The organism is Actinomadura sp. NPDC000600 (assembly GCF_040492135.1).
GTDB lineage: Bacteria > Actinomycetota > Actinomycetes > Streptosporangiales > Streptosporangiaceae > Spirillospora.
Genome location: NZ_JBEUPD010000025.1, coordinates 31,684 through 56,631 on the forward strand (window position 1 = coordinate 31,684; position 24,948 = coordinate 56,631).

General features: G+C 71.8%; 26 protein-coding genes and 1 pseudogene. 13 read left to right on the forward strand and 14 right to left on the reverse strand.

From position 1 onward, the window contains the following. Positions 1-8: 8 nt before the first annotated feature. Genes ABWI07_RS29975 through ABWI07_RS29990 form a run of 4 tightly spaced genes read right to left on the reverse strand, consistent with a single transcriptional unit; the run spans position 9 to position 4,856 of the window. The gene (locus ABWI07_RS29975) at positions 9-1,655 is read right to left on the reverse strand and encodes a glycoside hydrolase family 13 protein (protein WP_353820565.1); all 1,647 of its coding nucleotides are present in this window, start codon (positions 1,653-1,655) and stop codon (positions 9-11) included. A gap of 32 nt (positions 1,656-1,687) precedes the next feature. After that, on the reverse strand, positions 1,688-2,518 hold the full coding sequence (locus ABWI07_RS29980; RefSeq protein ID WP_149262381.1) for a carbohydrate ABC transporter permease: 831 nt from the start codon (positions 2,516-2,518) through the stop codon (positions 1,688-1,690). Next, entirely contained in the window at positions 2,515-3,549 is a 1,035-nt protein-coding gene (locus tag ABWI07_RS29985; RefSeq protein WP_353820566.1) for a carbohydrate ABC transporter permease, read from the reverse strand. Before ABWI07_RS29985 ends, ABWI07_RS29980 begins: the two co-directional genes overlap by 4 nt. Before the next feature lie 5 nt (positions 3,550-3,554). Next, positions 3,555-4,856, reverse strand: coding sequence for an ABC transporter substrate-binding protein (locus ABWI07_RS29990; protein ID WP_353820567.1), 1,302 nt, complete (start codon positions 4,854-4,856; stop codon positions 3,555-3,557). Between the two features lie 208 nt (positions 4,857-5,064). Here ABWI07_RS29990 and ABWI07_RS29995 point away from each other — a divergent pair, with 208 nt between their 5' ends. The 9 genes from ABWI07_RS29995 (at position 5,065) to ABWI07_RS30035 (ending at position 12,494) form a co-directional block, all read left to right on the forward strand. Beyond that, entirely contained in the window at positions 5,065-5,766 is a 702-nt protein-coding gene (locus ABWI07_RS29995) for a nucleotidyltransferase domain-containing protein (protein ID WP_235037159.1), read from the forward strand. Further along, positions 5,763-6,509 (forward strand): nucleotidyltransferase domain-containing protein, encoded by a 747-nt coding sequence (locus tag ABWI07_RS30000; protein ID WP_353820568.1) that lies wholly within the window; start codon positions 5,763-5,765, stop codon positions 6,507-6,509. Before ABWI07_RS29995 ends, ABWI07_RS30000 begins: the two co-directional genes overlap by 4 nt. Positions 6,510-6,622: 113 nt before the next feature. Further along, complete coding sequence (gene ribA, locus ABWI07_RS30005) at positions 6,623-7,297, forward strand: GTP cyclohydrolase II (protein WP_149262385.1); 675 nt, start codon at positions 6,623-6,625, stop codon at positions 7,295-7,297. Next, entirely contained in the window at positions 7,294-8,169 is an 876-nt protein-coding gene (locus ABWI07_RS30010) for a CDP-alcohol phosphatidyltransferase family protein (RefSeq protein WP_353820569.1), read from the forward strand. Before ribA ends, ABWI07_RS30010 begins: the two co-directional genes overlap by 4 nt. Further along, positions 8,126-9,097, forward strand: a complete 972-nt coding sequence (locus ABWI07_RS30015; protein WP_353820570.1) for a zinc-dependent alcohol dehydrogenase — start codon at positions 8,126-8,128, stop codon at positions 9,095-9,097. The genes ABWI07_RS30010 and ABWI07_RS30015 overlap by 44 nt, the downstream gene beginning before the upstream one ends. A gap of 104 nt (positions 9,098-9,201) precedes the next feature. Beyond that, positions 9,202-9,600 (forward strand): 6-pyruvoyl trahydropterin synthase family protein, encoded by a 399-nt coding sequence (locus ABWI07_RS30020; RefSeq protein WP_149262388.1) that lies wholly within the window; start codon positions 9,202-9,204, stop codon positions 9,598-9,600. Beyond that, positions 9,597-10,721, forward strand: a complete 1,125-nt coding sequence (locus tag ABWI07_RS30025) for a glycosyltransferase family 4 protein (protein WP_149262389.1) — start codon at positions 9,597-9,599, stop codon at positions 10,719-10,721. The genes ABWI07_RS30020 and ABWI07_RS30025 overlap by 4 nt, the downstream gene beginning before the upstream one ends. Beyond that, positions 10,708-11,568, forward strand: coding sequence for an SAM-dependent methyltransferase (locus ABWI07_RS30030; protein ID WP_353820571.1), 861 nt, complete (start codon positions 10,708-10,710; stop codon positions 11,566-11,568). Before ABWI07_RS30025 ends, ABWI07_RS30030 begins: the two co-directional genes overlap by 14 nt. Continuing rightward, complete coding sequence (locus tag ABWI07_RS30035; protein WP_149262390.1) at positions 11,565-12,494, forward strand: lysylphosphatidylglycerol synthase transmembrane domain-containing protein; 930 nt, start codon at positions 11,565-11,567, stop codon at positions 12,492-12,494. Before ABWI07_RS30030 ends, ABWI07_RS30035 begins: the two co-directional genes overlap by 4 nt. Here ABWI07_RS30035 and ABWI07_RS30040 read toward each other — a convergent pair. From ABWI07_RS30040 to ABWI07_RS30055, 4 genes and pseudogenes are all read right to left on the reverse strand, one after another. Continuing rightward, positions 12,489-13,007: pseudogene (locus ABWI07_RS30040) on the reverse strand (creatininase family protein); the annotation flags it as partial. The gene ABWI07_RS30035 and the pseudogene ABWI07_RS30040 overlap by 6 nt on opposite strands. Beyond that, positions 12,901-13,818: a phosphatase PAP2 family protein gene (locus tag ABWI07_RS30045; RefSeq protein WP_502912872.1), complete on the reverse strand. Its 918-nt coding sequence runs from the start codon at positions 13,816-13,818 to the stop codon at positions 12,901-12,903. The pseudogene ABWI07_RS30040 and the gene ABWI07_RS30045, both read right to left, overlap by 107 nt. A 158-nt stretch (positions 13,819-13,976) precedes the next feature. Further along, on the reverse strand, positions 13,977-15,395 hold the full coding sequence (locus ABWI07_RS30050; RefSeq protein ID WP_353820573.1) for a metallophosphoesterase family protein: 1,419 nt from the start codon (positions 15,393-15,395) through the stop codon (positions 13,977-13,979). 212 nt (positions 15,396-15,607) lie between these two features. Next, the gene (locus tag ABWI07_RS30055) at positions 15,608-16,561 is read right to left on the reverse strand and encodes an NHL repeat-containing protein (protein ID WP_353820574.1); all 954 of its coding nucleotides are present in this window, start codon (positions 16,559-16,561) and stop codon (positions 15,608-15,610) included. 46 nt (positions 16,562-16,607) lie between these two features. Between ABWI07_RS30055 and ABWI07_RS30060 the strand changes: the two genes are divergently transcribed. Next, entirely contained in the window at positions 16,608-17,135 is a 528-nt protein-coding gene (locus ABWI07_RS30060; protein WP_353820575.1) for a MarR family winged helix-turn-helix transcriptional regulator, read from the forward strand. A gap of 74 nt (positions 17,136-17,209) precedes the next feature. Further along, positions 17,210-17,995 (forward strand): DUF4234 domain-containing protein, encoded by a 786-nt coding sequence (locus tag ABWI07_RS30065; protein ID WP_353820576.1) that lies wholly within the window; start codon positions 17,210-17,212, stop codon positions 17,993-17,995. 163 nt (positions 17,996-18,158) lie between these two features. Here the strand turns inward: ABWI07_RS30065 and ABWI07_RS30070 are convergent, their stop codons facing one another. From ABWI07_RS30070 to ABWI07_RS30085, 4 genes are all read right to left on the reverse strand, one after another. Next, entirely contained in the window at positions 18,159-18,890 is a 732-nt protein-coding gene (locus ABWI07_RS30070) for a DUF6082 family protein (protein ID WP_353820577.1), read from the reverse strand. A gap of 14 nt (positions 18,891-18,904) precedes the next feature. Then, the gene (locus tag ABWI07_RS30075) at positions 18,905-19,510 is read right to left on the reverse strand and encodes a DUF6879 family protein (protein ID WP_353820578.1); all 606 of its coding nucleotides are present in this window, start codon (positions 19,508-19,510) and stop codon (positions 18,905-18,907) included. Continuing rightward, positions 19,503-19,772, reverse strand: coding sequence for a hypothetical protein (locus ABWI07_RS30080; protein ID WP_149262399.1), 270 nt, complete (start codon positions 19,770-19,772; stop codon positions 19,503-19,505). Before ABWI07_RS30080 ends, ABWI07_RS30075 begins: the two co-directional genes overlap by 8 nt. Positions 19,773-19,907: 135 nt before the next feature. Then, the gene (locus ABWI07_RS30085) at positions 19,908-20,369 is read right to left on the reverse strand and encodes an ATP-binding protein (RefSeq protein WP_353820579.1); all 462 of its coding nucleotides are present in this window, start codon (positions 20,367-20,369) and stop codon (positions 19,908-19,910) included. A 61-nt stretch (positions 20,370-20,430) separates the two neighbouring features. Between ABWI07_RS30085 and ABWI07_RS30090 the strand changes: the two genes are divergently transcribed. Continuing rightward, on the forward strand, positions 20,431-21,279 hold the full coding sequence (locus ABWI07_RS30090; protein ID WP_353820580.1) for a Scr1 family TA system antitoxin-like transcriptional regulator: 849 nt from the start codon (positions 20,431-20,433) through the stop codon (positions 21,277-21,279). Next, positions 21,276-21,464, forward strand: a complete 189-nt coding sequence (locus tag ABWI07_RS30095; protein ID WP_353820582.1) for a DUF397 domain-containing protein — start codon at positions 21,276-21,278, stop codon at positions 21,462-21,464. Before ABWI07_RS30090 ends, ABWI07_RS30095 begins: the two co-directional genes overlap by 4 nt. Before the next feature lie 11 nt (positions 21,465-21,475). Here the strand turns inward: ABWI07_RS30095 and ABWI07_RS30100 are convergent, their stop codons facing one another. Together ABWI07_RS30100 and ABWI07_RS30105 are read right to left on the reverse strand one after the other, a co-directional pair. Then, a complete protein-coding gene (locus ABWI07_RS30100; RefSeq protein ID WP_353820584.1) occupies positions 21,476-23,185 on the reverse strand; it encodes an ATP-binding cassette domain-containing protein in 1,710 nt (569 codons plus the stop codon). Next, complete coding sequence (locus ABWI07_RS30105; RefSeq protein WP_353820585.1) at positions 23,182-24,918, reverse strand: ABC transporter ATP-binding protein; 1,737 nt, start codon at positions 24,916-24,918, stop codon at positions 23,182-23,184. Before ABWI07_RS30105 ends, ABWI07_RS30100 begins: the two co-directional genes overlap by 4 nt. Positions 24,919-24,948 lie beyond the last annotated feature (30 nt).

Here is a 24,948-nt window from a genome sequence, read left to right on the forward strand (position 1 = left end):
GTTTCAAGTTATCCCTCCTCGGCGTCCCACCACAGCGCGGTGTCCGGGGGCAGGTCGACGTCTCCGCCGCTCACGGAGCCGTCCGTGTGGACCGGTCCGCTCGCGAGGAGCGGGGTGCCCCGCACACTGACGCGGGCTGTGGTGTCGCCCATGTTGATCGCGCATGCGAGCCGCCCGTTCCCGCCCCCGGCCTCACGCACGAAGACCAGTGTGCCGGGTGGGCTCGCGATCCAGTACAAATCGCCGTCACCGAGCGCCGGGTGTTCGCGGCGGATGCGCAGCGCCTCGCGGTAGAGCGCCAGTATGGAGCCGGGATCGCCGTCCTGCGCCGCGACGGTCAGGTCCCGCCATTCGGTGGGGATCGGGAGCCACGGCGCGGCGCCCGCGCCGAACCCGAACGGCGGCTCCTCGCCCTCCCAGGGCAGCGGGACGCGGCAGCCGTCGCGGCCGGCGCCCTCGCCGCGCAGCCGCTGCGGGTCCTGCTGGAATTCCTCCGGCAGGTCCAGCACCTCCGGCAGGCCCAGTTCCTCGCCCTGGTAGACGTAGGACGAGCCGGGCAGCGCGAGCGTCAGCAGCGCGGCCGCGCGGGCGCGCCGCAGGCCGGTCTCGCCGTCGCCGTACCGGGTGACGTGCCGTTTCACGTCGTGGTTGGACAGCACCCAGGTCGCGGGCGCGCCGACCGCCCCGGCGGTGCGCAGCGACTCGTCGATTACCGCCCGCATCCCGTCGGCCTCCCACGGCGCGGTCAGGTAGTGGAAGTTGAACGCCTGGTGCAGTTCGTCGGGGCGCGTGTAGTCGGCGAGCCGCTGCGGCGTGGGCGCCCACGCCTCGGCGACGGCGATCCGCTCCCCGTCGTAGGAGTCGAGCAGGCGGCGCCACTCGCGGTGGATGGCGTGGACGGGGTCCTGGTCGAAGTACGGCAGGACGGCCGTGCCGAGCATCTCCACCTGGTTCGGGTGGCCCACGTCGGGCAGGCCCGGCGCCTTGGCCATGCCGTGCGCGACGTCCACCCGGAAGCCGTCCACCCCGAGGTCGAGCCAGAACCGCAGGATGTCGGCGAACTCGGCGTGGACCTCGGGGTTCTCCCAGTCCAGGTCGGGCTGCTCGGGGGCGAACAGGTGCAGGTACCACTGGCCGTCGGGGACCCGCGTCCAGGCGGGGCCGCCGAACACCGACTCCCAGTCGTTCGGGGGTTCGGCGCCGCCGGGGCCCCGCCCGTCGCGGAAGACGTAGCGGGCGCGCTCGGCCGAGCCGGGGGCCGCGGCGAGCGCCGCCTGGAACCAGGCGTGCCGGTCGGAGGTGTGGTTCGGCACCACGTCCACGATGATCCGCAGCCCGTGCGCGTGCGCGTCCGCGATCAGGTCGCGGGCGTCGGCGAGCGTGCCGAACAGCGGGTCGACGTCGCGGTAGTCCGCCACGTCGTAGCCGAAGTCGGCCATCGGGGAGACGTAGAAAGGGGTCAGCCACAGCGCGTCGACGCCGAGGCCGGCCAGGTACGGCAGCCGGGACCGGACGCCCGGCAGGTCGCCGACGCCGTCCCCGTCGGAGTCGGCGAAGCTGCGCACGTACACCTGGTAGATGACGGCGTCGCGCCACCAGCGGGTGCCTCCGCCGCGGTCGCCGGAGGCGGGGACGAGCAGGGTGTCCTGGGTCATGAACATCCTTCTGGTCGGGGAGCTGTCGGGAGCTACTTGACGCCGCCGGCGGTGAGCCCGGCGACGATCCGGCGCTGGAAGACCAGCACCACGGCGATGAGCGGGACGGTCACGATCACCCCGGCCGCCATCTGGGTGCCGAACGGCTGGTCGAACCCGGAGACGCCGGTGAACTTGGAGATCGCGACCGTGGCGGTCTGCATCTCCTTCTTGTTGACCATGGACAGTGCGATGAGGAACTCGTTCCACGCGGCGATGAAGGTGAGGATCGCCGTGGTGAACACCCCGGGCGCCGCCAGCGGGACGATGATCTTGCGGAACGCCTGGCCGCGGGTGCAGCCGTCCACCATCGCCGCCTGCTCCAGCTCGAACGGCAGCTGCCGGAAGAAGGCCGTGAGCAGCCACACCGACAGCGGCAGCGCGAACCCGAGGCTGGGCAGCACCATCGCCTGGTAGGTGTTGATCCACTTGATGTCGGTGAAGAGCTTCAGCAGCGGGACCAGCTGCGAGATTCCCGGGAACATCGTGGTCGCGACGATCAGCCCGAGCACCGCGTTCTTGAACCGGAAGTCCAGCCGGGCCAGCGCGTACGCGGTGAACGTGCCGATCAGCAGGGTGAGGACGGTGGTGGTGCCCGCCACGATGACGCTGTTCAGCAGGGCGCGGCCGAAGCCGTTGTCGCCGGAGAACACCGCGGAGAAGTTCTCCGACGACCACCGCGCCGGGACGACCGAGTTGTCGAACTGGTCCTGGGGGCGGCGGAACGCCGAGACCACCATCCAGTAGAACGGCGCCAGGCAGTACGCCGCCACGGCGGCGAACCCGAGGTAGGACAGCGTGCGCTTCATCGGCGAGCCGGTCATGCCGCCGCCCTCCTTCCGCCGCGCCCGGACCGCACGGCGCGTGCGCGCCCGGTCTTCCGGTGGCCGGTCTTCTGGCGGGCCTCGCCGATGATGTCGGCGCCGAGCAGCTTCACGAACAGGTACGCGATCAGCGCGATGTACAGGAACAGGACGGTCGCGTACGCCGCCGCCGACCCGTACCGCAGGTTGGAGGCCTCGAACCAGGCGATCATCGTCAGCGTCTCCACGGACTTCTGGTTCACGCCGATCAGCACGGCGGGCAGGTCGAACATCCGCAGCACGTCCAGCATCCGGAACAGCACGGCGACCAGCAGCGCGGGCTTGACCAGCGGCAGGGTGATGCGGAAGAACTGCTGGACCGGGCCGGCGCCGTCCACCCTGGCCGCCTCGTAGACGTCCCGGGGGATCATCTGGAGGCCGGCGAGGACGAGCAGCCCGATGAACGGGGAGGTCTTCCACACCTCGGCGATGACGACGGCCATCTTGGCGGGGAAGCCGTCGGCGGTCCACAGGATCTCCTGGCGCAGCACCGCGTTCGCGGCGCCGTCGGCCTGGAAGATCCAGCGCCACAGCAGGCCGGAGATCGCGGTCGGGATCGCCCACGGGACGAGGATGCTCGCGCGCACCAGCGCCCGCCCGCGGAACGCCTGCTGCATGATCAGCGCCATCGCGACGCCGATCACCGTCTCCAGCACGACCGTGGTGAGGGTGAAGAACGTGGTGTTGGAGAAGGCGTTCCAGAACGCGTCGGCGCGGTCGCCCTGGAAGATCGCGGTGTAGTTGTCGAGCCCGACGAACCGGTCGCCCTCGACCACGAAGCCGTCGGCGTCCAGCCCCTCGCCCCGCGCGTACAGCGACTCGCGGAACCCGGCGAGGACCGGGTAGCCGATGACGAGCGCGAGCACGAGCAGGGTGGGCGACAGCAGCAGCGCCGCGAGCCGCCGCGTCCCCTGGACGTCGCCCTTCCCGCGGCCGCGGGGCGCGCCCGCCGCGGCGGTGCCGGCGGCGGGCGCGCTCTCGGTGGTGGTCATCCCGCTCACTGCGCGGTCAGCGGCTGGAGCTTGGACTGCAGGTCGGTCAGGGCCTGGTCGACGGGCTTCTTCCCGGTCACCGCGTCGTACATCTCGCCCTGGATCGCGGCGGTCACGTCGCCGTACTTGACCGCGACCGGGCGCGGCTTGGCGTTCGCGATGGCCTGCTTGAGTACGGGCAGGTACGGGAACTTCTTGACCATCTCCGGGTCGTCGTACAGCGCCGCGACCGTGGGCGCCTGCGAGGTGGCGAGGAGGTTGGCGCGCTGCGCCTGCTCACCGGTCAGGTAGCGGATGAAGTCGAGCGAGGTCGCCTTGTTCTTGGCGAACGCGGAGATCGCGAGGTTGTGGCCGCCGAGGTTGGCGACGCCGGGGCCGTTCGGGCCGGGCAGCGGCGCGACCGCGAACTTGCCCGCCACCTTGGACGAGCCGTCCTTGGAGTTCGCCAGCCCGTACTGGTACGGCCACTGCCGCTGGAAGACCAGCTTCCCGGACTGGAAGTAGCGGCGGCCGCCCTCGGTGTCGAGGGTGACGGCCTCCTTCGGCATGTGGTCCTTCTTGGCGCCGACGAGGAACTCGACGCCCTGCTTGGCCTGCGGGGTGCTCAGCGAGGGCTTGCCGTCGGGGCCGATGATCGAGCCGCCGGCGCTCTCGATCGCCTCGACCGCGCTGATCGTCATGCTCTCGGTCTTGTTGACCTCGGTGAAGAAGCAGTCGGCGTCCTTCGCCTCGGGCAGCTTCTTGACCTTGGCGCAGTCGTCCCACATCTCGGTGTAGGTCTTCGGCGGGTCGGTGATGCCGGCCTTCTCCAGCAGGTCCTTGCGGAAGTAGAGCATCCCGGCGTCGGAGGTGGAGGGCACGGCGTACAGCTTGTCGCGGTACTGCCCCGTGGCGATGGTCGCGGGCAGCATCTTGGACAGGTCGACCTGGTCCTTGGGCAGCTGGGCCAGCCAGCGGTTGGCGGCGAACTCGGCCGTCCACACGACGTCGAGGTTCAGCACCGAGTAGGCGTCGGACTTGGTAGTGGCGTTCTGGATCATCTGCTGCCGCTGGTCGTTCGGCTCGTCCGGCAGCTCGATGATGCGGACCTGCTCCTTCGGGTGCTCGGCGTTCCAGCCGTCGATCTGCTTCTGCAGGTAGCCCGAGCGGTCCTTGCCGGTCACGAAGGTGATCGGACCGCGGCCCTGCAGGCTCGCCGCGCCCACGCCGCCCTTCGAGCCGCCGTCGTCATCGCCGCCGCAGGCGGAGAGCGAGAGCGCGAGGGCGGCGCAGACGACGGTGCCGCCGATCAGGGGGGTGCGCCGCATGGTGTCCTCCTTCGCGGGACGTCCCTCACCGGGCCGCCGTCCCGCAGGTCAAGAGATGGGGGTGGCTGGACCGGGACGTTAGCAACGTGTTTCAGTCCCGTAAAGCTCTTGCAGAAACTTTCTGCAAGTCCGTGGCCGATCTGTAACCGGCTTGCACAAGCGGGACAATCCGGTCGACATGCGGAGGCTCCTGCGCCAGGCTGCCCGCGTGACGACAACCGACCCCTCCGGCGCGCTCGACCTCGTTCGCGACCACACGATCCTGTCGGTCGTGACCGGGTCGCGCGCCTACGGGCTGGCCACCGCGGACAGCGACGTCGACCGGCGCGGCGTCTACGCGGCCCCGGCGCCCCTGTACTGGCGTTTCACCAAGCCGCCCACGCATCTGGACGGCCCGCTGCCCGAGCAGTTCTCCTGGGAGCTGGAGCGCTTCTGCGAGCTGGCGCTGGACGCGAACCCGACCGTCCTGGAGTGCCTGTGGTCGCCGCTGGTCGAGCGCGCCACGCCGGTCGGGGAGGAGCTGCTGGCCGTGCGGTCGGCGTTCCTGTCGCGGCACGCGCACCGCACGTTCCTCCGCTACGCCGAGGCCCAGTTCCGCAAGCTGGAAGGCGACTTGCGCAACGGCGGCGCGCCGCGCTGGAAGCACGTCATGCACATGCTGCGGCTGCTGGAGAGCGGCGCGCACCTGGTCCGGCACGGCGAGCCCCGGGTCGAGGTCGGCGACCTGCGCGACCGGCTCCTCGCCGTCCGCCGCGGCGAGGTCGGCTGGGACGAGATCGGCGCGTGGCGCGCCTCCGTCGCCGGCTCGATGGACGCGGCCCTGGACCGCAGCCCGCTGCCGCCCGAACCCGACCGCGCCGCGGTCGAGGACCTGCTGTTCTCCGTCCGACGCAGGAGCGTGACCTGGTGAACCTCCCCGAAGGCATGGTCGACCGCTTCGCCGCCGACCACCCCTACCCCCGCGCGTTCCTCACCGTCAGCGGCGCGCACCTGTACGGCTTCCCGTCCCGGGACTCCGACGTCGACCTGCGCGGCGTCCACCTGCTGCCGCCCGAGGAGATAGTCGGCCTGGAGACGGGGGAGGAGACGGTCACGCTGATGTGGGACCACGCCGGGGTGGAGGCCGACGCGGTCACCCACGACCTGGCGAAGTTCTGCACGCTGCTCCTCCGCCGCAACGGCTACGTCCTGGAGCAGGTCATGTCGCCGCTCGTCGTGGCCACCTCGCCCGTGCACGACGAATTGAAAGCCCTCGTCCCCGGTCTGGTCACGTCCAACCACGCCCACCACTACCTGGGTTTCGCGCGCTCCCAATGGACGCTGTTCGAACGGTCACGGGAGCTCAAACCGCTTCTCTACACGTTCCGGGTGCTGCTGACCGGCGTCCACCTGATGCGGACCGGCGAGGTCGAGGCCGACCTGACGCGCCTCGCCGGCGAAGGGCCGTCCTACCTGCCCGACCTGATCGAGGCGAAGCGCGCGGCCGAGCACGGCGCCCTGCCCGCGGACGCGCCCGGCATCGACCGCCTGCGGGAGGACGTCGCCGCGCTCACCGTCCGGCTGGAGGGCGAACGCGACCGCAGCGCCCTCCCCGACGCGCCCGCGAACCGCCGCGCCCTCCACGAGTTGGTGGTCCGGACCCGCCTGGGCTGAACCCTGGGGCGCCTCCCCTGCGTGCCATCGGTTGTACGGACCGTTTTGGGACACAACCACCTCGTACGTTCGCCACGTATTAGGGGTGGTTGTGTAGCCAGGGAAGGGGAGCGATGGACGCGGGCATCGACCAGAAGGACATCGCGGAGGCGGACCTCAGGACCCGGCGGGGCGTCTTCCGCGCCGTCGCGTTCCGGGACCCGGTCGACGGGCACGAGCACATGGCGCTGGTGCGGGGGGAGGTGCGGGACCGCGAGGACGTGCTCGTCCGGATGCACTCCGAGTGCATGACGGGCGACATCTTCGCCGCGACGCGCTGCGAGTGCGGGGACCAGCTCGGCGCCGCCCTGGACGCCATCGCCCGGGAGGGCGCCGGCGTGCTGGTCTACCTGCGCGGCCACGAGGGGCGCGGGATCGGGCTGGTGGCCAAGGTCCGGACCCACATCCTGCAGGACGACCAGGGCCTCGACACCGTCGACTCCGCCACCGCCATCGGGCTGCCGGTGGACGTGCGCGACTACGGCGCGGCCGCCCGGATCCTGCGGCACCTCGGCGTCCGGTCGGTGCGGCTGATGTCGAACAACCCGGTCAAGGTCAGCGCGCTGGAGTCCTACGGCATCGCCGTCGCGGCGCGCGTGCCGCTGCTGGTCCCGGTCAGCGACGACAACGTCCGCTACCTCACCGCCAAGCGCGACCGGCTCGGCCACGACCTCCCGCAGCTCGACGGCTCCGCGGGGCCGCTCGGCGAGGCGCTCGGCGAGGCGACGGTGAGCGAGGTCCGCCGATGACGCGGCCGATGACGCTCACGCGCCCGGCCCTGGTGAGGCTCCCGGCGCCGCGCCGGCCGCGGCTGACCCGGGGTCCGGAGCTGGCCGCCGCCGTCGTCGCGCAGCTCGGACTGCTGGCGCTGCTCCGCCCCGGCCACGCGGGCCTGGCCGTGGGCATCGGGTACGCGCTGGCCTCGTGGGCGGTGCTGACCGCCGCGTTCCGCCGGCGGCCGGCGCTGGGTCCGGCCGACCATGTGACGCTGGCGCGCGTCGTTCTCACCGGGGGTGTCGCGGCGCTGGTGGCGGGGCATCTCACGGGTGACGCCCGCGCCTGGCCGCTCGTCGCGGTCGCGTCGGCGGCCCTCGTCCTGGACGGCGTGGACGGGCAGGTCGCCCGGCGCACCGGGACGGTGTCCCGCCTCGGGGCGCGGTTCGACATGGAGACCGACGCCGTCCTGGTGCTGGTGCTGAGCGTCGAGGTCGCGTCGTCGGCGGGGGCCTGGGTGCTGGCGATCGGGGGGATGCGGTACGCGTTCGGCGCGGCGGCCTGGGCGGCGCCGTGGCTGCGCGCGGACCTGCCGCCGAGCGTCGCGCGCAAGGCCGTCGCCGTCGTGCAGGGCGTGGCGCTGGTCGTCGCGGCGTCGGGTGCCGTCCCGCATCCGGGCGCGCTCGCGGCGGCGGCGCTGGCGCTGCTGGTGTGGTCGTTCGGACGGGACGTGGTGTGGCTGGCGAAGCGGCGGCACGCGGCCAGTGGCGAGGCGCTGGAGGCTATGGAGGCGCAGGAGACTCTGGAGGCTTCGGCGACGATGGAGACGCAGGAGGCGGCTGGGACGCGGGGGAGGAGCACGGATGGAGCGCGACGCGCGCGCCTTCTGGATCCGGTCGCCCGGTGAGGGGGAGATCCGCGATGTCGTCCTGCCGGAGCCGGGACCGGGGGAGGTGGTCGTCCGGACGCTGTTCTCGGGGGTGAGCCGCGGCACCGAGGCGATCGTGTTCCGCGGCGGCGTCCCGCCGAACCAGCACGCGATCATGCGGGCGCCGTTCCAGGACGGGACGTTCCCCGGGCCGGTCAAGTACGGGTACCTCAACGTCGGCGTGGTCGAGCACGGCCCCGCCGAGCTGGCCGGGCGCACGGTGTTCTGCCTCTACCCGCACCAGACCCGCTACATCGTCCCGGCGAGCGCGGTCACCGCCGTCCCGGACGGGGTGCCGCCGGAGCGGGCGATCCTCGCCGGGACGGTCGAGACCGCCGTGAACGCGCTGTGGGACGCGGCTCCGCTCGTCGGCGACCGCATCGCCGTCGTCGGCGCCGGGATGGTCGGCTGCTCGGTCGCCGGCGTCCTCGCGGGGTTCCCGGGATGCCGCGTCCAGCTGGTCGACACCGACCCGTCCCGCGCGGACGTCGCGCGGGCGCTCGGCGTCGGGTTCGCCCATCCCGACCAGGCCGAGGGCGGCTGCGACCTGGTCGTCCACGCGAGCGCGACCGAGGCCGGGCTCGCCCGGTCGCTGGAGCTGCTCGCGCCCGAAGGGGAGGTCGTCGAGCTGAGCTGGTACGGCGACCGGCCGGTCCGCGTCCCGCTGGGGGAGTTCTTCCACTCGCGGCGGCTGACGATCCGGGGCAGCCAGGTCGGCGCCGTCCCGCCGTCCCGCCGGGCGAGCCGCGGCTTCGCCGACCGGATCGCGCTGGCGCTGCGGCTGCTCGCCGACCCCGCCTTCGGCGAGCTGATCACCGGGGAGAGCCCGTTCGGCGAGCTGCCGCGGCTGATGCCGCGCCTCGCCGGCGGCGAGCTGCCCGCCCTGTGCCACCGGATCGCCTACTGAGCCGGATCACCCAGAGCCGGATCACCCAGAGCCGGATCGCCCGGCGCCGGATCGTTCGACCGGATCGACCACCGAGCCGGATCTTCTACCGAGGAGGACGTTCGTTGTTCGCCATCACCGTCCGCGACCACGTCATGATCGCGCACAGCTTCAGCGGCGAGGTCTTCGGGCCCGCGCAGCGGCTGCACGGCGCCACCTACGTGGTCGACGCGACGTTCCGCCGGGCCGACCTCGACCCGGACGGCATCGTCGTCGACATCGGGCTCGCCACCAGCGAGCTGGGCGAGGTCCTGGGCGGGCTGAACTACCGCAACCTGGACGAGGAGCCGGAGTTCGCCGGGGTCAACACCTCGACGGAGTTCCTCGCCAAGGTCATCGCCGACCGGCTCGCGGACCGGGTGCGCGCCGGGGCGCTCGGCGCGAACGCCGCCGGCCTGTCGGGCCTCACGGTGACGCTGCACGAGTCGCACGTCGCCTGGGCCAGCTACGAGCGTGAGCTGTGACGTCCCGCGAGGTGTGCGCGGTCCTCCCGGGCGACGTCGACGACGCGAGCGTCCCGAGCGGGGGGAACCGCTACGACCGGCGGCTCTGCGAGGAGCTCGCGGCGTCGGGACGTCCCGTCCGGGAAGTGGCGGTGCACGGGTCGTGGCCGCGCCCCGGCGAGGCGGCCCGGGCCGAGCTGGGCCGCGCGCTGGCCGCGCTGCCGGACGGCTCCGTCGTCCTGATGGACGGCCTGGTGGCGTGCGGCGTCCCGGAGGTCGTCGTTCCGGAGGCCGGGCGGCTGCGGCTCGCCGTCCTCGTCCACCTCCCGCTGGCGGACGAACCCGGACAGGCCGACCTGAACGCGGGCGAACGCAAGGTCCTGGAGGCGGCCGGGGCCGTCATCGCGACCAGCCCGTGGGCCAGGGACCACCTGATCGCCCACCACGGCCTGGAGCCGTCCCGCGTCCACGCCGTCGCCCCGGGCACCGACCCCGCGCCCCTCGCGTCCGGCACCGACGGGGCGGCGCGCCTGCTGTGCGTGGCGTCGGTGACCCCGCGCAAGGGGCACGACGTCCTCGTCGAGGCGCTCGCCACCGTCGCGCACCTGTCCTGGCACTGCGAGTGCGTAGGGCCGCTGGGGCGCGACGCCGGCCATGTCGCGCGGCTCCGCCGGGCGATCGCCGGGCACCGCCTCGACGGGCGCGTCGAGCTGGCGGGGCCGCTGACCGGCAAGCGGCTGGAGGACGCCTACGCCGGCGCCGACCTGCTCGTCCTGGCGTCCCGCGCGGAGACGTACGGGATGGTCGTGACCGAGGCGCTGGCACGCGGCGTCCCGGTGATCGCGACCTCGGTGGACGGGGTGCCCGACACGCTGGGCTGGGATCCGTCCGGTGCCGTCCCCGGCATCCTCGTCCCGCCCGACGACCCGGCCGCGCTCGGCGCGGCCCTGAGGCGCTGGCTCGTAGAACCGGAGCTGCGCGAGCGGCTGCGCGCCTCCGCCCGGCTGCGTCGCGGCGCGCTGCCCGGCTGGGACGACACCGCCCGCCGCATGGCCGCCGTCCTGTCGCGGCTTCGAAGAGACCAGTCCTTTCCAGGGCGCGTGGGGGCGTCCCCGCAAGGAGGCGCGAATGACCGGGATTGACGCCGATGCCGGAGGCCGGCTGGAGGACGGCCAGGCAAGGGAGGACGCCGTGACGGGATTCGATCCCACCTGGCTGGAGCTGCGCGAGGACGCGGACGCCGCGGCGCGCGCCACGGAGCTGCTCGATCCGCTCCGGGCCGCGCTCCCGCCGGACGGGCCACTGGTCATCTGGGACCTCGGCTGCGGCACCGGCTCGCAGGGGCGCTGGCTGTCGGGGCGGCTGCGCGGCCCGCAGCACTGGATCCTGCACGACGCCGACCCGCGCCTGCTCGAACGGGCCCGCGCGAGCTCCTACACCACCGCCGACGGGACGCCCGCGACGGTCGAGACGCGCGCGGGCGGCATCGGCGATCTCCGCGCGTCGGACCTGGTGGGCGCGTCGCTCGTCACCGCGTCCGCGCTGCTGGACGTGCTCACCGCCGCCGAGGTCGAGGCGATCGCCGCCGCGGCCGCCTGCCCGGTGCTGCTCACCCTGTCGGTCGTCGGCCGCGTCCGGCTCTCCCCGTCCGAGCCGCTCGACGCCGAGTTCGCCGCCGCCTTCGACGCCCACCAGCGGCGCGGCGGGCACCTCGGCCCGGACGCCGTCGCCGCCGCGACCCGGGCGTTCGGCCGGCGCGGCGCGTCCGTCCAGGCGCGTCCGAGCCCGTGGCGGCTCGGCCCCGGCCAGGCCGCGCTGACCGCCGAGTGGCTGCGCGGCTGGGTCGCCGCCGCCGTCGAGCAGGACCCGAACCTGGCCCCCTTCACCGAGGACTACCTCGGCCGCCGCCTGGCCCAGTGCGCCGCCGGGCGCCTCACCGCCGAGGTCCACCACGTCGACCTCCTCGTCCTCCCCGGGAGCGCATCGTGACGAAGATCTGGCCCTGGCTGCGCCTGCTCGTCGGGCTGGGCATCCTCACCGCGCTCCTGTGGTGGCACAGCACGGACGCGTTCGTGGACGCGCTCCACGCCGTCGACGCAGGGGCCGTGGCCACCGCGCTCGCCCTGGGCCTGCTGACCACGGTGCTCAGCGCGGCCCGCTGGCGGCTGGTCGCGCGGCGGCTCGGGCTCCACCTGCCCTTGGGCGGGGCCGTCACGGACTACTACCGGGCCCAGTTCCTCAACGCGGTCCTTCCGGCGGGCGTGCTCGGGGACGTCCACCGCGCGGTGAGCCACGGGCACCGGTCGGGCGACGTGGCGCGCGGGGTGCGGGCCGTGTTCCTCGAACGCGTCGCCGGCCAGGCCGTCGCGGTCGCCGCGGGCGTCGCCGCACTGCTCGCCCATCCCGCGCTGGTGTCGGCGATGGCGCCCGCGCTCGTCCCGGCGGGCGGCGTCCTCGTGGTGGTGCTGGTCCTCGCCCGGTGGCGGCGGCGCGCGCTGGCGCCGGCCCTCACCGACGTGCGCGCGGCCCTGCGCGCCTGGCCCGCGATCGCCGGCCTGTCGGCCGCGGCCCTGGCCGGGCACCTGGCCCTGTTCGTCGTCGCCGCCCGCCTCGTCGGCGCGACGGCCCCGCTGCGCACCCTCCTGCCGCTGCTCCTGCTGGCGCTCCTGGTGATGGTGCTGCCGGTGAACGTCGGCGGCTGGGGGCCGCGCGAGGCCGTGCTCGCCCTGGCGTTCGGCGCGGCCGGGCTCGGCTCAGCGCAGGGCCTGACCGTCTCCGTCGTGTACGGCGTGCTGACCTTCATCGCGTCGCTGCCCGGCGCGGCCGCGCTGCTGCTGAAGCACCGCGAGGACCTCCCCGAACGCCGCGACGAAGCTCCGCAGCGTGTCCCGGCCCTTGTCGGCGCTGGCCAGTGACGGCCGCCCCACGACGCCGGACTTCGTATAGGCCGCCATCCCCGTCGTCAGGAGGTGCCGCCGGTCGTCGGCCAGGTGGTCGGCGCTCTGGTAGCCGTCCCGCACCAGCTCCGGATGGGCGTGCAGCAGGATGGAGGTCTCCAGCTCCCCGGCGTGCATGTCGCTGAGGGCGGGCGTCTCGGCGCCCGCCGCCTTCTCCGCCGCCTCCCAGTGCTCGAGCGTTGGGAACAGCGCCAAGTCGCCGTGCGCCTCCTGGACGACGTTGCCGAGCACGTAGTTGCCCCCGTGCGCGTTGACCAGCACGAGCTTGGGCACCCCGGCCCGCCGCAGCGACTCGGCGACGTCCCTGACCACCGCGTACAGGGCCGCCGCCGAGATGCTCACCGTCCCGGGCCAGTCGGCGTGCTCATGCGAGCACGAGATCGTCACCGGCGGGAGCAGCCGCACCGGGTGCGCCTTCGCGATCTCCGCCGCGATCGTGCACGCGATCACCGTGTCCGTCGCGAGCGGCAGGAACGGGCCGTGCTGCTCGTGGCTCCCGATCGGCAGGACCGCCACCGGGACGTCCGGGACCTCGGAGCTCGTGTGCGTCGGCAACATGGCCCACAGCTTGCCTTATCCGCCCCGCCAGTGAAACCAGCGCCATGGCGCCTGCCAGCAGCAGCGCGGCGACGATCCCGTCCGTCCAGTAGTGGTTGGCCGTCACGACCACCACGAGGACCGTCAGCGGCGCGTGCAGCGCCACCACCCACCGCCACCGGCTCCGCGACACCCGCAGCACCGCCACGGCCACCAGGATCGCCCAGCCGATGTGCAGGGACGGCATGGCCGCGTACTGGTTGGCGATCCCGTCGGCCGCCGCCGGGTAGGCCGACGGCCCCACGGCCAGCATCGTGTCGACGGCCCCGATCCCCGCCAGCCGGGGCGGCGCAAGCGGGAACAGCGTGTGCACCACGAGGCCGGCCGCCGTCAGCGCCACCAGTTCGTTGCGGACCCGCGCGTAGGACGGCCTGTGCCGCACATAGAGCCAGACCAGCAGCAGCGTCGTCCCCGGGAAATGGACGCTCACGTAATAGACATTGGCGAGGAACGCCGCATGGTCCCACCCGAGCGCCCAATGCTGGAATCCGACCTCGCTCGGCAGCCATTCCCGCTCGAACCGCCACAGCAGGTGCGCGTTCGACATCGCCTGGCCCGGACCCTGCTCGATCAGCGTCCGCCCCCACTTGTAGAAGGCGAACAGGACCGCCAGCAGCCCCACCTCGGTGAGCAGCGGCCGTACCCGGCTCCCTGCCGTCCCGCTCACAGCCGCACCGCTCACCATCGTGCCCTCCCAGCCCCGGTCGTCCCGCCCAATGACAACCCTTGCGTCTGACATTCACGGAGACACTGGGTTCAGCTACCCGATCATGGGAGGTAAAACCCATCCCAGGTAGTGGGGTTAACTCCACCCTCTGACGTGGATTCCGGGTTTATGAAAGGTCACTTGCAGGTGAACTCCTTGGTGGAGCCGGTGCTCAGCAGGCAGTCCAGCGGCCACGCCTGCCCGGAGACCCCGTGGAAGGTGAGGTTCCACTGGCCGGCCGTGTCGCGCAGGAGCGCGTAGCCGTGGACGCCCCGGGAGACCGAGTGCTGGACGGTCTCGCCGTCGACGGTCTTGCCCACCACCTTGGTGTCGTCCGGTGGAGTGTCGAGCGTCGCCCCCGACGAGCCCACGGTCACCTGCGGAGGACGCGGGCTGTTGAGGAAGTCGAGCATCTGGTAGCTGTGCACGTGCCCGGACAGCACGAGGTCGATGTTGGCGGCCAGGGACCCCATGGCCGTCTGCTTGACCGCTTCCGCGAGGGTCGGATTCTTCCAGGTCACTGCCTGGGACGAGGCCCGCGTGACCGTCCACAGCGGCTTGTGGGTGATGAGGAAGTAGTCGTGCGTCGGATGGTTGGCGGCGAGGGCGTTCACCTCGTCGAACCATTTCGCGTACTGGGCGGCCTGCGTCTTGTTCGGCTGGCTGCTCTCGCTCGCAGAACTGGAGTCGAACAGGATGAAATGCAGCGTTCCCGCATTGATCTGCATCGGCTCGACCTGGGTCTGCGGCACCGTGAAGCATTCGTTGTTCTTGCGGGGCACCGTCGCGAAATAGCGGAACCACTCGGCGCCCCGTCCCACCTTCGGCGGAGTGCAGACCTCGTGGTTGCCCCGCGCGAAGATGAAGGGCGCCTCGGCGAGCAGGGCCTGGGACGGCCGGAGGAAGTCCTTGACGAGGCAGGCCCAGTCGGCCGCCTGCCCCTGGGTGTCGCAACCCGGGGTGGCGTCGTTCGCCCCTTCCGGTGCCTCCCGGTACACGTAGTCGCCGACGTGGACGACGAGGTCCGGCCGGGACTGTGCGGCCGCGTGCGCGGAGAGCGGCTCCAGCGGCCAGTCCTTCTGGCAGTCCTGGTTCTGCGGAGCGCCGACCGTCGGCGAGGTGACCTCGCACCCGGCGTCCCCGATGACCGCGACCCTGCGGGGGCGCCCGTTCACGGGCCACTCGGGCAGCGGGAGCTGGAGGTTCCCCGGATACACGGTGGCCGCGTTGGTCGTGGTCGGCTCGATCAGCGCGTTCCTCGCCCCGTCGGGGACCGGCGCCAGGCAGAAGGTCGTCGGGAACTGCTGGAGCCCGCCACCGGTGACGTAGGGATCGCTGACCTTCCGCAGGACCGCCGTCTGCACCTGGCCCCCGAGCGAGTACTGCAGGGTCGGACAGTGCCCGGCGGGCTTCTCGGTGGTGGCGAACCGGACCTCGGTCGTGTGGCTCGTCCCGTTCACCAACTGCGTCCACGCCCACGCCTCGCCGTTCTTCCCCGCACCGGGCGGCGCGGGTTGCGCGACCGGACTCGGCGCCGACTGCGCGAGCCCGGACAACACAGCGACAAGCAGCCCCAATGCGGCCACGACCGCCCCAACTATTCGCGACATAAATCCAGGTATCCCATCAGATCAAGAAAAATGGACTAATCAGACGCCCTGGAATCGGTCGCCCGACGCCGCTCGATCTGCCCTGGCCGTCCCCTGCCATGTCAGGGGCCGCGTGCGGTGTTGTTCAAGAAATATCCGGCTGATTCCAAGTCCGCTGATCAGGGGCGGGGGATGGCGACGGCGTTGTACGAGACGCCGGGAGTCGGTCCCGTGGCGAAGAACTGGATGTTGAGGAGGTACAACCGGGAGCCGAAGGCGGCCACGGTCGTCGGCAGGGCGAGCCGGGCGTCCTTCACGCGCCGCACGACGCGGCCGTCGGTTCCCGCCGCGTTCAGCTTCAGAACGGCCACGGTGTCGAGCCGGTTCTGCACCGCGTACAACGTCCGGCCTTGCAGCAGCAGGCCGTCGCCCTCCGGCAGCGACTCGCCGTGCAGGTCCACCCGGCGGGTCTCGCCGGTCGCCGGGTCGACGCGGAACAGCCCGCCGGTGTTCGACTGCACGACGATCAGACCCCGGCCGTCCGGCGTCGGGGTGATGCCGTTGGCGTTGAACCCGGCGCTGCCGGGGCTGTCGGGACCGTCCTGGTAGACGAGGTCGCCGGTGAGCGGCACCCGGACCGCGGCGGAGGGCAGCCGTCCGCCGGGCAGCGGCAGCTTGTAGAGCACAGGGTTGGTGGAGTCGGTGAACCACGCGGCGCCCTGCGTGAGGATGACGTCGTTGACGAACGAGGGGCCGGCGGCCAGCCGGTAGGAGGCCAGAACCCGCCCCGTACGGGCATCGAGGACACGGGCGTCGCCACCCGGGCCGCCGGCCACGAACAGCCGTCCGCGCGCGTCGCTCTTCAGCCCGAGGGCCGGCGTGCCGGGCCCCCGGCTGACGACCGCGCCGGCTCCGGTGCGCAGGTCCGCGCGGTAGACCGAGCCGTCGGCCATGGAACCGACGTAGGCGACCGGGCCGGGCCCGATCGCGATGCCTTCGGGCTGGAACCCGTTCGGCAACCGGATCGTGGTCGGGTACACCGCCGTGTCGCGGTCGACGGCCGCCTGCGCCGGCGCGCTCATCGCGGCGGCAAGCCCGAACACCAGCACGGCAGAGAAGGTCCGACGTCGCATGGAGCATCCTTTCAACGTTGAAATGTTCAACGTTGAGAGGTGCCCGTTGGAGCGTGACGCCGTAGACCGCGTCGTGGAGCAGTGGACCCGAGCCCGCCCCGACCTCGACCCGTCTCCCATGAGGGTCCTCGGCCGCCTCTCCCGGCTGACCCGGATCGCCGAACGCGAGCTCAAGGCCCTCTTCGCCGAGTTCGGGCTTGAACGGGGCGAGTTCGACGTCCTGGCCACCCTCCGCCGCGCCGACTCGCCCGACGGCATCACCGCGGGCACCCTGGCCCGCTCCTCGATGGTGACCTCGGGCGCCGTCACCAACCGGCTGGACCGCCTCGTCGCCAAGGGCTACGTCACGCGCGACCTGGACCCGGCCAACCGCCGCACCGTCCTAGTCGCCCTCACCCCCGCCGGCCGCGACCTGATCGACCGCGCCGTGGCCGCCCACCTGGAAAACGAACGCCGCCTCCTGGCCGCCCTAGACCAGCACGAACAAGACGCCCTGGCCACAACCCTCCGCACCCTCCTCCTAAGCCTCGGCGACCACGCAGAGTCCCCCCAAACCCCAGGCGACCAGCCCTAGCTGACCTCTAGCCGAAGCGCCCTCGGTGGCCTTCCGCGCGCTCAGATGTAGCCTGGGAGTGACGATATGAACGTGTGCTGCTGCTGGCGGCACTCGTGGGTCCGTGGTCCGTCGTCCCCGTCACTCCGCGCGTGCTGCGCTTGTGGAGGGAGAAGGCCATGGAACCGATACCGGCGGTCCAGCGTGTGGACCGCTACGTTCATGAAAGGCGTATGACGGACCAGACGCTCGTCAGCTGGGCCATCTACATGTTCCTGCTTTCGTGGATCACTCTTGGCATATACACCATCGTGGTGTTCTACCGTCGAGTGAACCGCACTGACCTGTTCCGGGAGCGCCGTCGTCACTACTACGACGCGGTCATCGAGGCTACGAGGCAGTACGTGGACCAGGTCGGCCAGGACACCGAAAGCATGGAGCAGCTCGATGATATTCGGCGCTATGTGAACGAGCGCTTCGAGGACGAGCATCGGATGATCAACGCCGGGCTGTCCGTCTTGCTGACCTTCCTCACACTGGGCATCTACTGGTTCGTCGCCGCGTACCGCATGATGCGCTTCTGGTGGGAGATCCAGCTGACGGAAGAGGACTTCGACGACAAGCTGAGCGATTGCTGGTTGCGGCTCGGAATCGTTCAGTACCGAGTCACATTCGAGCCCATCCCGCGGCTCCGGCGCGGCTTCGGGCTCCACCTCTTGCTGACGTTCGTCACCCTCGGAATCTATGGGTTCGTCTGGGACTACCAACTCCACACCGACCCCGAGAAGCTGTACCCGGAGGTCCACTCGACCGAGGACATGGTCCTCTTCGCTCTGCGCCATGCCGAGACGGCGCCCCACGGAGGACGCGCTGCGGCCTGACCCCTCCGCGGATGCGGCGCCTCGAAAGACGCCGCCCGCTACACGGGAGCGGATTGAGCAGGCCCGTGAGACGTGAGTGAGTCTCTCCAGAGTTGGGAACTGCACCCAGATGCGACCGGGCCGTGGGCCAGGTGAAGGCGACCGGCACGCCGCGGCCTCGGGATCAGCGGGAACGGTTCCGGCGATGCCTTCGCCGAGGTGACCGGCGGTGGGCGACGAAGCGGTGCACGAGAGGGCCCAGCACCGCAACGCCCGCCGCCGAGCCGGCGAGGAGGAGCCAGGGACGCCGTGAGCGTGAGCGCTCGGGCGGCGGAGCGGGCGCCAGGCCGTACTCCTCGTCGAGGATCTCGTGGAAGCGGCGCGCTCGCTTGCTCCCGGCTGTGTTCAAGCGGACCTGGCGCGCCTCTTCCCAGAAGGCCCGCCCAGGACGGCCGGAGAACATCTCATGCGAAATGGCGCGCAGCCGCGTCTCGGGAAGGGCCTTCGTCTCAAAGGACATCTGCCACTCCGAGATGATCATGTTGACGTACATGAGCTGCCGCCTGGCCTTGCGGTCCGCGTCCGCCGGGACAGGCCCCCATGCCTCATCGAGGGCCGGGTCGTCCATGGCCATCTTGAGCAGCTCCGCGATCGCGATGCGCCGGGCCTCCTCGCGGGCGATCTTCGTGTCGTGCGCCTGGAAGATGAGGGTGGCCGCGATGCCGATCAGCGCGAGGGCGGCTAGGAGCGCGGATGCGGCGCCGTAGGTCTGGCCGATGAAGCTCAACCGCTCCCACCGGGCGGTCGGCCCGCCGAACGCGCGCAAGGCCCACGGCGAAGCCCCGATAAGGACAATGACGACAAGCGTGATCAGGCAGAGGGAGAACGTTCTCAGTCCCAGGCGAGCGGACGGCATCTACGAACGATAGATCAGACCGCCGGAGCGGGCAGCGGGGCCACTTCCCGTTCAAAGAAGCGAAGCAAGGGCTCGCCTTTGCGGTGCAATCGGCTGATCTCGGATGCGGCGGTGCGGATCACGTCCGGCGTCTTGATGCGGCGGGCGCCGCACGGCGTCCAATCCGGCCGGTATCGGACTTCATAGAGGACGCGCGTGCCGACGACGACCACTTCGGGTAGTTGGCCCTGGATCTCCAGGTCGGAGAGCTCTTCGGCGGGGACGACGCTCAGTTCGAAGCCTTCCTCCGCCAGCATCCGGAGCGCATGGAGCTCCCATTGGACGTACGGGCTCAGAGGGCGCTCGACCACGCGGACACGCTTGATCTCCAGGCCTTGGCGCCGGTTGCCGTCGGCCTCCGTGCGGATGGCCTTGCGGTCTTCCTCCAGCAGTTCGAGGGAGCGCCGCCAGTCTCCGGAACTGAACGCCTGCCAACTGGGGTCGTCCAACTCGCGGAAGACCTGGGACCGTTCGAGTTTCCAGATGGTGCCGCGCAGGTCGTCGATCTGGCGGGCGAAGTCCCGGTGGTAGGCCACGCGGTCCAGCACTTCCCCCCGGAAGCGGGCGAGCTGGTCAAGCATCTCGGATGTCCGGCTTGGCGGCCGAGAGCAGCCGACCGGAGATGACCACAAGGCGCTCGTCGGAACCGATGCTCACTCCCGGCGGCAGACGGTCGCGGTAGGCACCCGTGGCATCCCGGCCGATGACGGCGATGTCGCCGTTGTCCAACTCCCAGATCTCGGGACAGTCCTGCGTCGTGCGGCTGTCACCCACCTCGGCCGCCGTCTTCCCTAACCTTCGCTGGAACCCCGCGTCGTGATCGGCTTCCCAGGGCCTGCTCATGCTGCCACTCGCTTTCGCTAGCCGGTGATAGAGCAAATGCTCTCACCGCGACCCAGACGTGCCAAGTGGTGTCCGAATCGCCAATTTAGCGTCGCATGATGCACATTGGATGCGATTCAATTCCCGCGGTCGCCGTCAAGCCGGGTGGTGATGCTGGGACGGACCGAGCGGGACGGAGGCGGTGGCGGGCATGAGGGCCCAGACGATCTTGCCCTGGCCGGTGGCGGACGGGCGGACGCCGGTGTCCTTGGCGTAGGCGGCGATGATCGCGAGTCCTCGGCCGCTCAGGGCGTCCAGGCCGGCTTCGCAGTGGCGGGGAAGTTCCGGCGACGGGTCCCAGCACTCCAGAAGCGGTGCGCCCTCGTGGACGGCGATCCGGATCCTGAGCGCGTGCCCCGCGGCTGCCTCGACCGCATTCGTGACGATTTCGCTCATGACGACCGCCGAGTCATCGATCAGAGAGCCCTCGTAGCCCCAATTGATCAGCACATATCGGGCGAGTTCCCGGGCCAGCCTGACCGAAGCTTTCTCTCCCTGGATGGTCATCCTGATTTCGCCCGGATGAGGAATATTTAGGGCCGGTGTTTGATCGCTCATCTCAGCCGCCTTGTCTTCGCTGGATTTGAGTACATGGTCGGCGGCGAAGGATTAGCGTGGGATGGATTGGAATCCAGGAAATACACCGGAGGTCGGCGTGAGTGTTCGTGAGAGCATTGACCCGGATTCGTCGCTGTGGGCCTGGCTGGCCTTCGACCTGTGGTTCTACCGGACCCGGAGGGGTCTTTCGCTGGCGCAAACCGCCCAAATTGCGCGGGTGGCGCGCGGCACTGTCTCCAACTGGGAGGCGGGGCGGCTCCGTCCGAGTGATCCATACATGGCCATCTTGGACCAGACATGGGATACCGGAGGGCATTTTCAGCGGCTACTGCACTATGCGCGCAGCGGGCATGATCCTGACTGGTTTGCGCAGTATATTCAGTACGAATCCGCCGCGAAGGTCCTTAAGATCTATCATGGCAAATCGATCCCGGTTCCTGTGCAGACGCCCGAGTATGCGAAGGCGCTGCTGTTGTCAGGCGGGCAAGCTCGGCAGAGCGACCGGGAAGTGGAGGCGCGTCGAAAGCGTCAGGAGATCCTGACGAAACGCGACCCGCCCTACATTTGGATCATCCTTGATGAGGACGTGCTGGAGCGTCCCGTGGGAACCCGGTCGACCATGGAAGAGCAGCTCGGCTATCTGTTGCAGGTGGACGAGCTGCCGCATGTGTCGGTGCGGTGCATTCTGAGAGCGGCAGGCGCTCACCCTGGGTTGGATGGTGCGTTCCAGATCCTCGACTTGGGGGGACGGCAGATCTCTTACGCTGGAGCGCAGCTCGCGGGTCGCCTCATCGAGGCCGGTGACGAGGTTGCTACTCTCGCGATACACTTTGACCAACTTGGGGCATTAGCCCTGTCTCGCGATGATTCGCGCAGGTTGATCGAGAAGGTGCGGGAGAGTTACCTGTGATCGAATGGCGCAAAAGCTCCCGAAGCGGTGGAGTGAACGACAACGCGTGTGTTGAGCTGGCCAAGCTGGACGATCGGATCGCCGTACGGGATTCCAAGGACCGATTCGGTGCCCGCCTACACCTTGCTCCTTCGGAGTTCTCTGTGGTGGTCGCCCGGATTCGGCGCGGCGAACTGGATCTTTAGGGGACCTCTGCTCAGGTCAGCCAGTGGCCTACCAACTCTGCGTAGGTCCGGCTGCGGGTCAGGAGGGTCTCGTGGGTGCCCAGGGTGGGGACGGGGCCGTCCATCAGTAGGACCTGGTGGGCTCGTTCGGCGGAGGTTATGCGGTGGGCTATGACGATCAGGGTGCCGCCGCGGGCTGCCAGGGCCTGTTCGGCGCGGGCCTCGGTCGCCGGGTCCAGGTGGCTGGTGGCCTCGTCCAGGACGATGACCGCGGCCGGGGACAGGTAGGCGCGGGCCAGGGTGACGAGTTGGCGTTCGCCCTGGGAGAGGCCGCCCCCGCCGGGTGGGATCTCGGCCTCGTAGCCGCCCAAGCGCTGGACGGTTTCCACGAGGCCCACGGCGGCTACGGCTTCGTCTAGGGCTGGGGTGGAGGCCTCTGGGCTCAGGTAGGTCAGGTTTTCGCGGAGGGTGCCGGCGAAGACGTAGCTCTCCTGCGGGATCAGCGTGATCGAGGCGCGCAGGTGGGCCGGGTCCAGGCGGGGGAGGGGGACCTTGCCCAAGGTGACCTTGCCTTTCCGGGGTTCCAGGAGGCCGGTGAGCAGGTTCGCCAGGGTGGACTTGCCGGTGCCGCTGGGGCCTACCACGGCCAGGTGGGTGCCCTCGGGGACGTGCAGGGACAGGTCCTCGACCACCGGGGCGGCGTGCGGGGAGTATGCGAAGGTCACGTGGTCGGCTTCGATGCCGGACGATTCGGCCGTCGCGGTGCCGGAGGGCGGGGCCTTGGGGACGGCGCAGACCTCGGCCAGGCGGCCCAGGACCACCGCGAGGCTGAGCAGGAGGGTGCCGCCCGCGTCGACCAGGACGGTGATGCCCGGCTGGAGTCCCGTCACGAGGTAGCCCGCGCCGCCTGCGATCTGCCCGGCGGTGAGTCCGTGGTGCGCGGTCAGGTAGGGCGACAGGACGAGCAGGGAGAGCAGGGGCAGGTGCACGCCGAGCGCGAGGACGGGGAGCCTGACCCAGCGGGTGCGGGCGTAGGCGCGCAGGGCTTCGGCCTGTGCGTCCACGACCTCGCCCACTGCGGCGGCGGCGCGGTCCTCGGCGGCGCACGCGGTGACGTCGCGAACGCCGTGGACGACGGTCGCGGCGGCCTCGCCGATCCGTTCGGCCTGGCGGATGACCGCCCGGTACCGGCGGATCTGCATGCTCACGAACGCCGCGTACACCGCCAGGGCCAGCGCGACCGACACGCAGATGACGAGGGCCAGCGGCGGGGACAGCAGGGCCAGGCCCACGAGCGCGGCGGCGCCGGCGGACAGGAGTTGGCGGACGTTGCGCAGCGCGGTCCCCACCAGCGCCCGCACGGCCTCGGCCTGCTCGGTGACCTGGGAGACGCTCGCGCCGGCGGCGTCCGGGGCCCGGTCGGCCATCCGGCGGAGGGCGGCCGCGACGACCTCGATGACCAGGGAGTCGCGCAGCGGCTCGACGGTCGCGGCGAGCCACGGGTAAACCCGGCCGGTCGCGAACGCGCCGACCGCGTACAGGGCCGCGAGGACGGCCAGCCAGCCGAGGCCGGTCAGGGTGCGGCCCGCGAGGAACCCCTGGTCGACGGCGCGGGCGAGGAGCAGCCCGGACGCGAACATCGGCAGCGACTCCACGGCCGACCAGGCGGTGAGGCGTCGTACCGCGGGCCACTGGCCGCGCAGGTGGCGGTGCAGGAGGCGCGCGGCGGGCGGGGCCGTCATGGGGCCGCCCCGGTGGAGAAGACGGCGCGGTAGTCCGGGTCGGCCCACAGCTCCGTGTGCGGGGCGAGCGCCCGGACGCGTCCGGCGTCCAGCCAGGCGACGAGGTCGGCGCGGGCGGCGGTCGCGGGGCGGCGCGCCACCACGAGGCTGGTCCGCCCGGCGAGGATCTGCCGGAGCGCCTGGGTCACCTTCATCTCCGTCGCGGTGTCGAGGCTGCTGGTGGCGTCGTCGAGGAGGACGATCCGGGCGTCGGCGAGCGCGGCGCGGGCCAGGCCGAGCCGCTGCAGTTCGCCTCCGGACAGGGGCACGCGGTCGAGGGGCGTGTCGTATCCGTTGGGGAGGACCCGGATGAAGGCGTCGGCGACGGCGTCGCGGGCGGCGCGGTGCACCTCGGCGCGGGTCGCGGCGGGGCGGGCGTAGGCGATCGTCTCGCGCACGGTCGCGCCGAGCAGGGCGGGGCGTTCGAAGGCGTAGGCGACGGCGCGCCGCAGCTCCGCGAGCGGGACGGCGGTGACGGGGACGCCGTCGAGTTCGACGACCCCCTCGTCGGGGTCGAGGAGCCGCCCGACGGTCGACATCAGCACGCTCTTGCCCGTCCCGGACGTGCCGACCACCGCGAGCGTCGTCCCGGGCGGCACGTCGAGGTCGAGTCCGTCGAGGACGGCGCGGCCGCCGAGCCGGACGGTGACGCCGCGCAGCCGCAGCCGGCCCGGCCCGTCCGGCAGCCGCACCGGCCGTTCGGGGGGCCGCACCGCCGGGACGGCCGTCAGGATCTCGTTGATCCGCCCCGCGCCGACCTGGCAGTTGAGCAGTGCGACGACCGTGTCGAACACCGACGCCGCCGCGACGGCAAGGGCCGCGTAGGACAGGGCGCCCACGAGCTGACCGGTGGTGATGTCGCCGGTGGCCAGGCGGACGCCCGCGACGCCGACCACCAGGACCTGGGTGAGCGGGGCCAGCAGCGCGAGCCGTCGGCTGACCGTGCCCTGCACGGCCCACGTCTCCCGGCCCGCCCGCCCGAGGCCGGGAAGCGGTGCGAGGATGCGGCGGGCCTCGGCGGCGGCGGTGCCGCTCGCCCGGATCGTCCGGATCCCCTGCCGGGCGTCGAGCAGCCGCGTCGCGATCGCCGCCTGGCAGGCCTGGTAGCGGGCGAACGGCTCGGTGGCCCGGACGACGAACACCCGCAGCGCGACCAGCAGCGGCGGCACCCCGGCCGCGAACGCGGCGGCGAGCCACCAGTCGATCAGGGCCAGGCCGGCCAGCGCGCCGGCGGTGGTGGCCAGCGCGGCGGCGGCCGACAGCAGCAGGACGGGGAACGCCGCCGGACCCGACGCGGACTCGGTGAGCCGGGACAGCACGTCCCCCGCGGGGAAGCGCCGGCGCCCCTCCGGTCCGAGGGCCAGCACGTGCCGCAGCAGCCGGTGCCGGAGCCAGGCGGTGACGTCGCTGCCGCAGTAGGAGCCGAGCACGTCCTCGCCGGTGGTGGCGACCGCCGCCGCGGCCAGGACGAGCGCGAGCCACGCCGCGGAGGCGCCGACGTCCTGCTGGGCGCGGGCGGCGTCGACCGCCCGGGCGAGCATGACGGGCGTCGCCAGCGTCGCGGCGACGCGGACGATGGCGAGGAGGACCAGCACGCCCATCGCCGCCCGGAAGCGGGCCATCGCCGTGCGCAGGAGCCGCCGGCCTCCGGCGCGCAGTGCCGCGGAGTCGCCCGATGTGCCGGTGAGGGCCACGCGCCACGACTCCGTTCGCTTCCGGGGGAT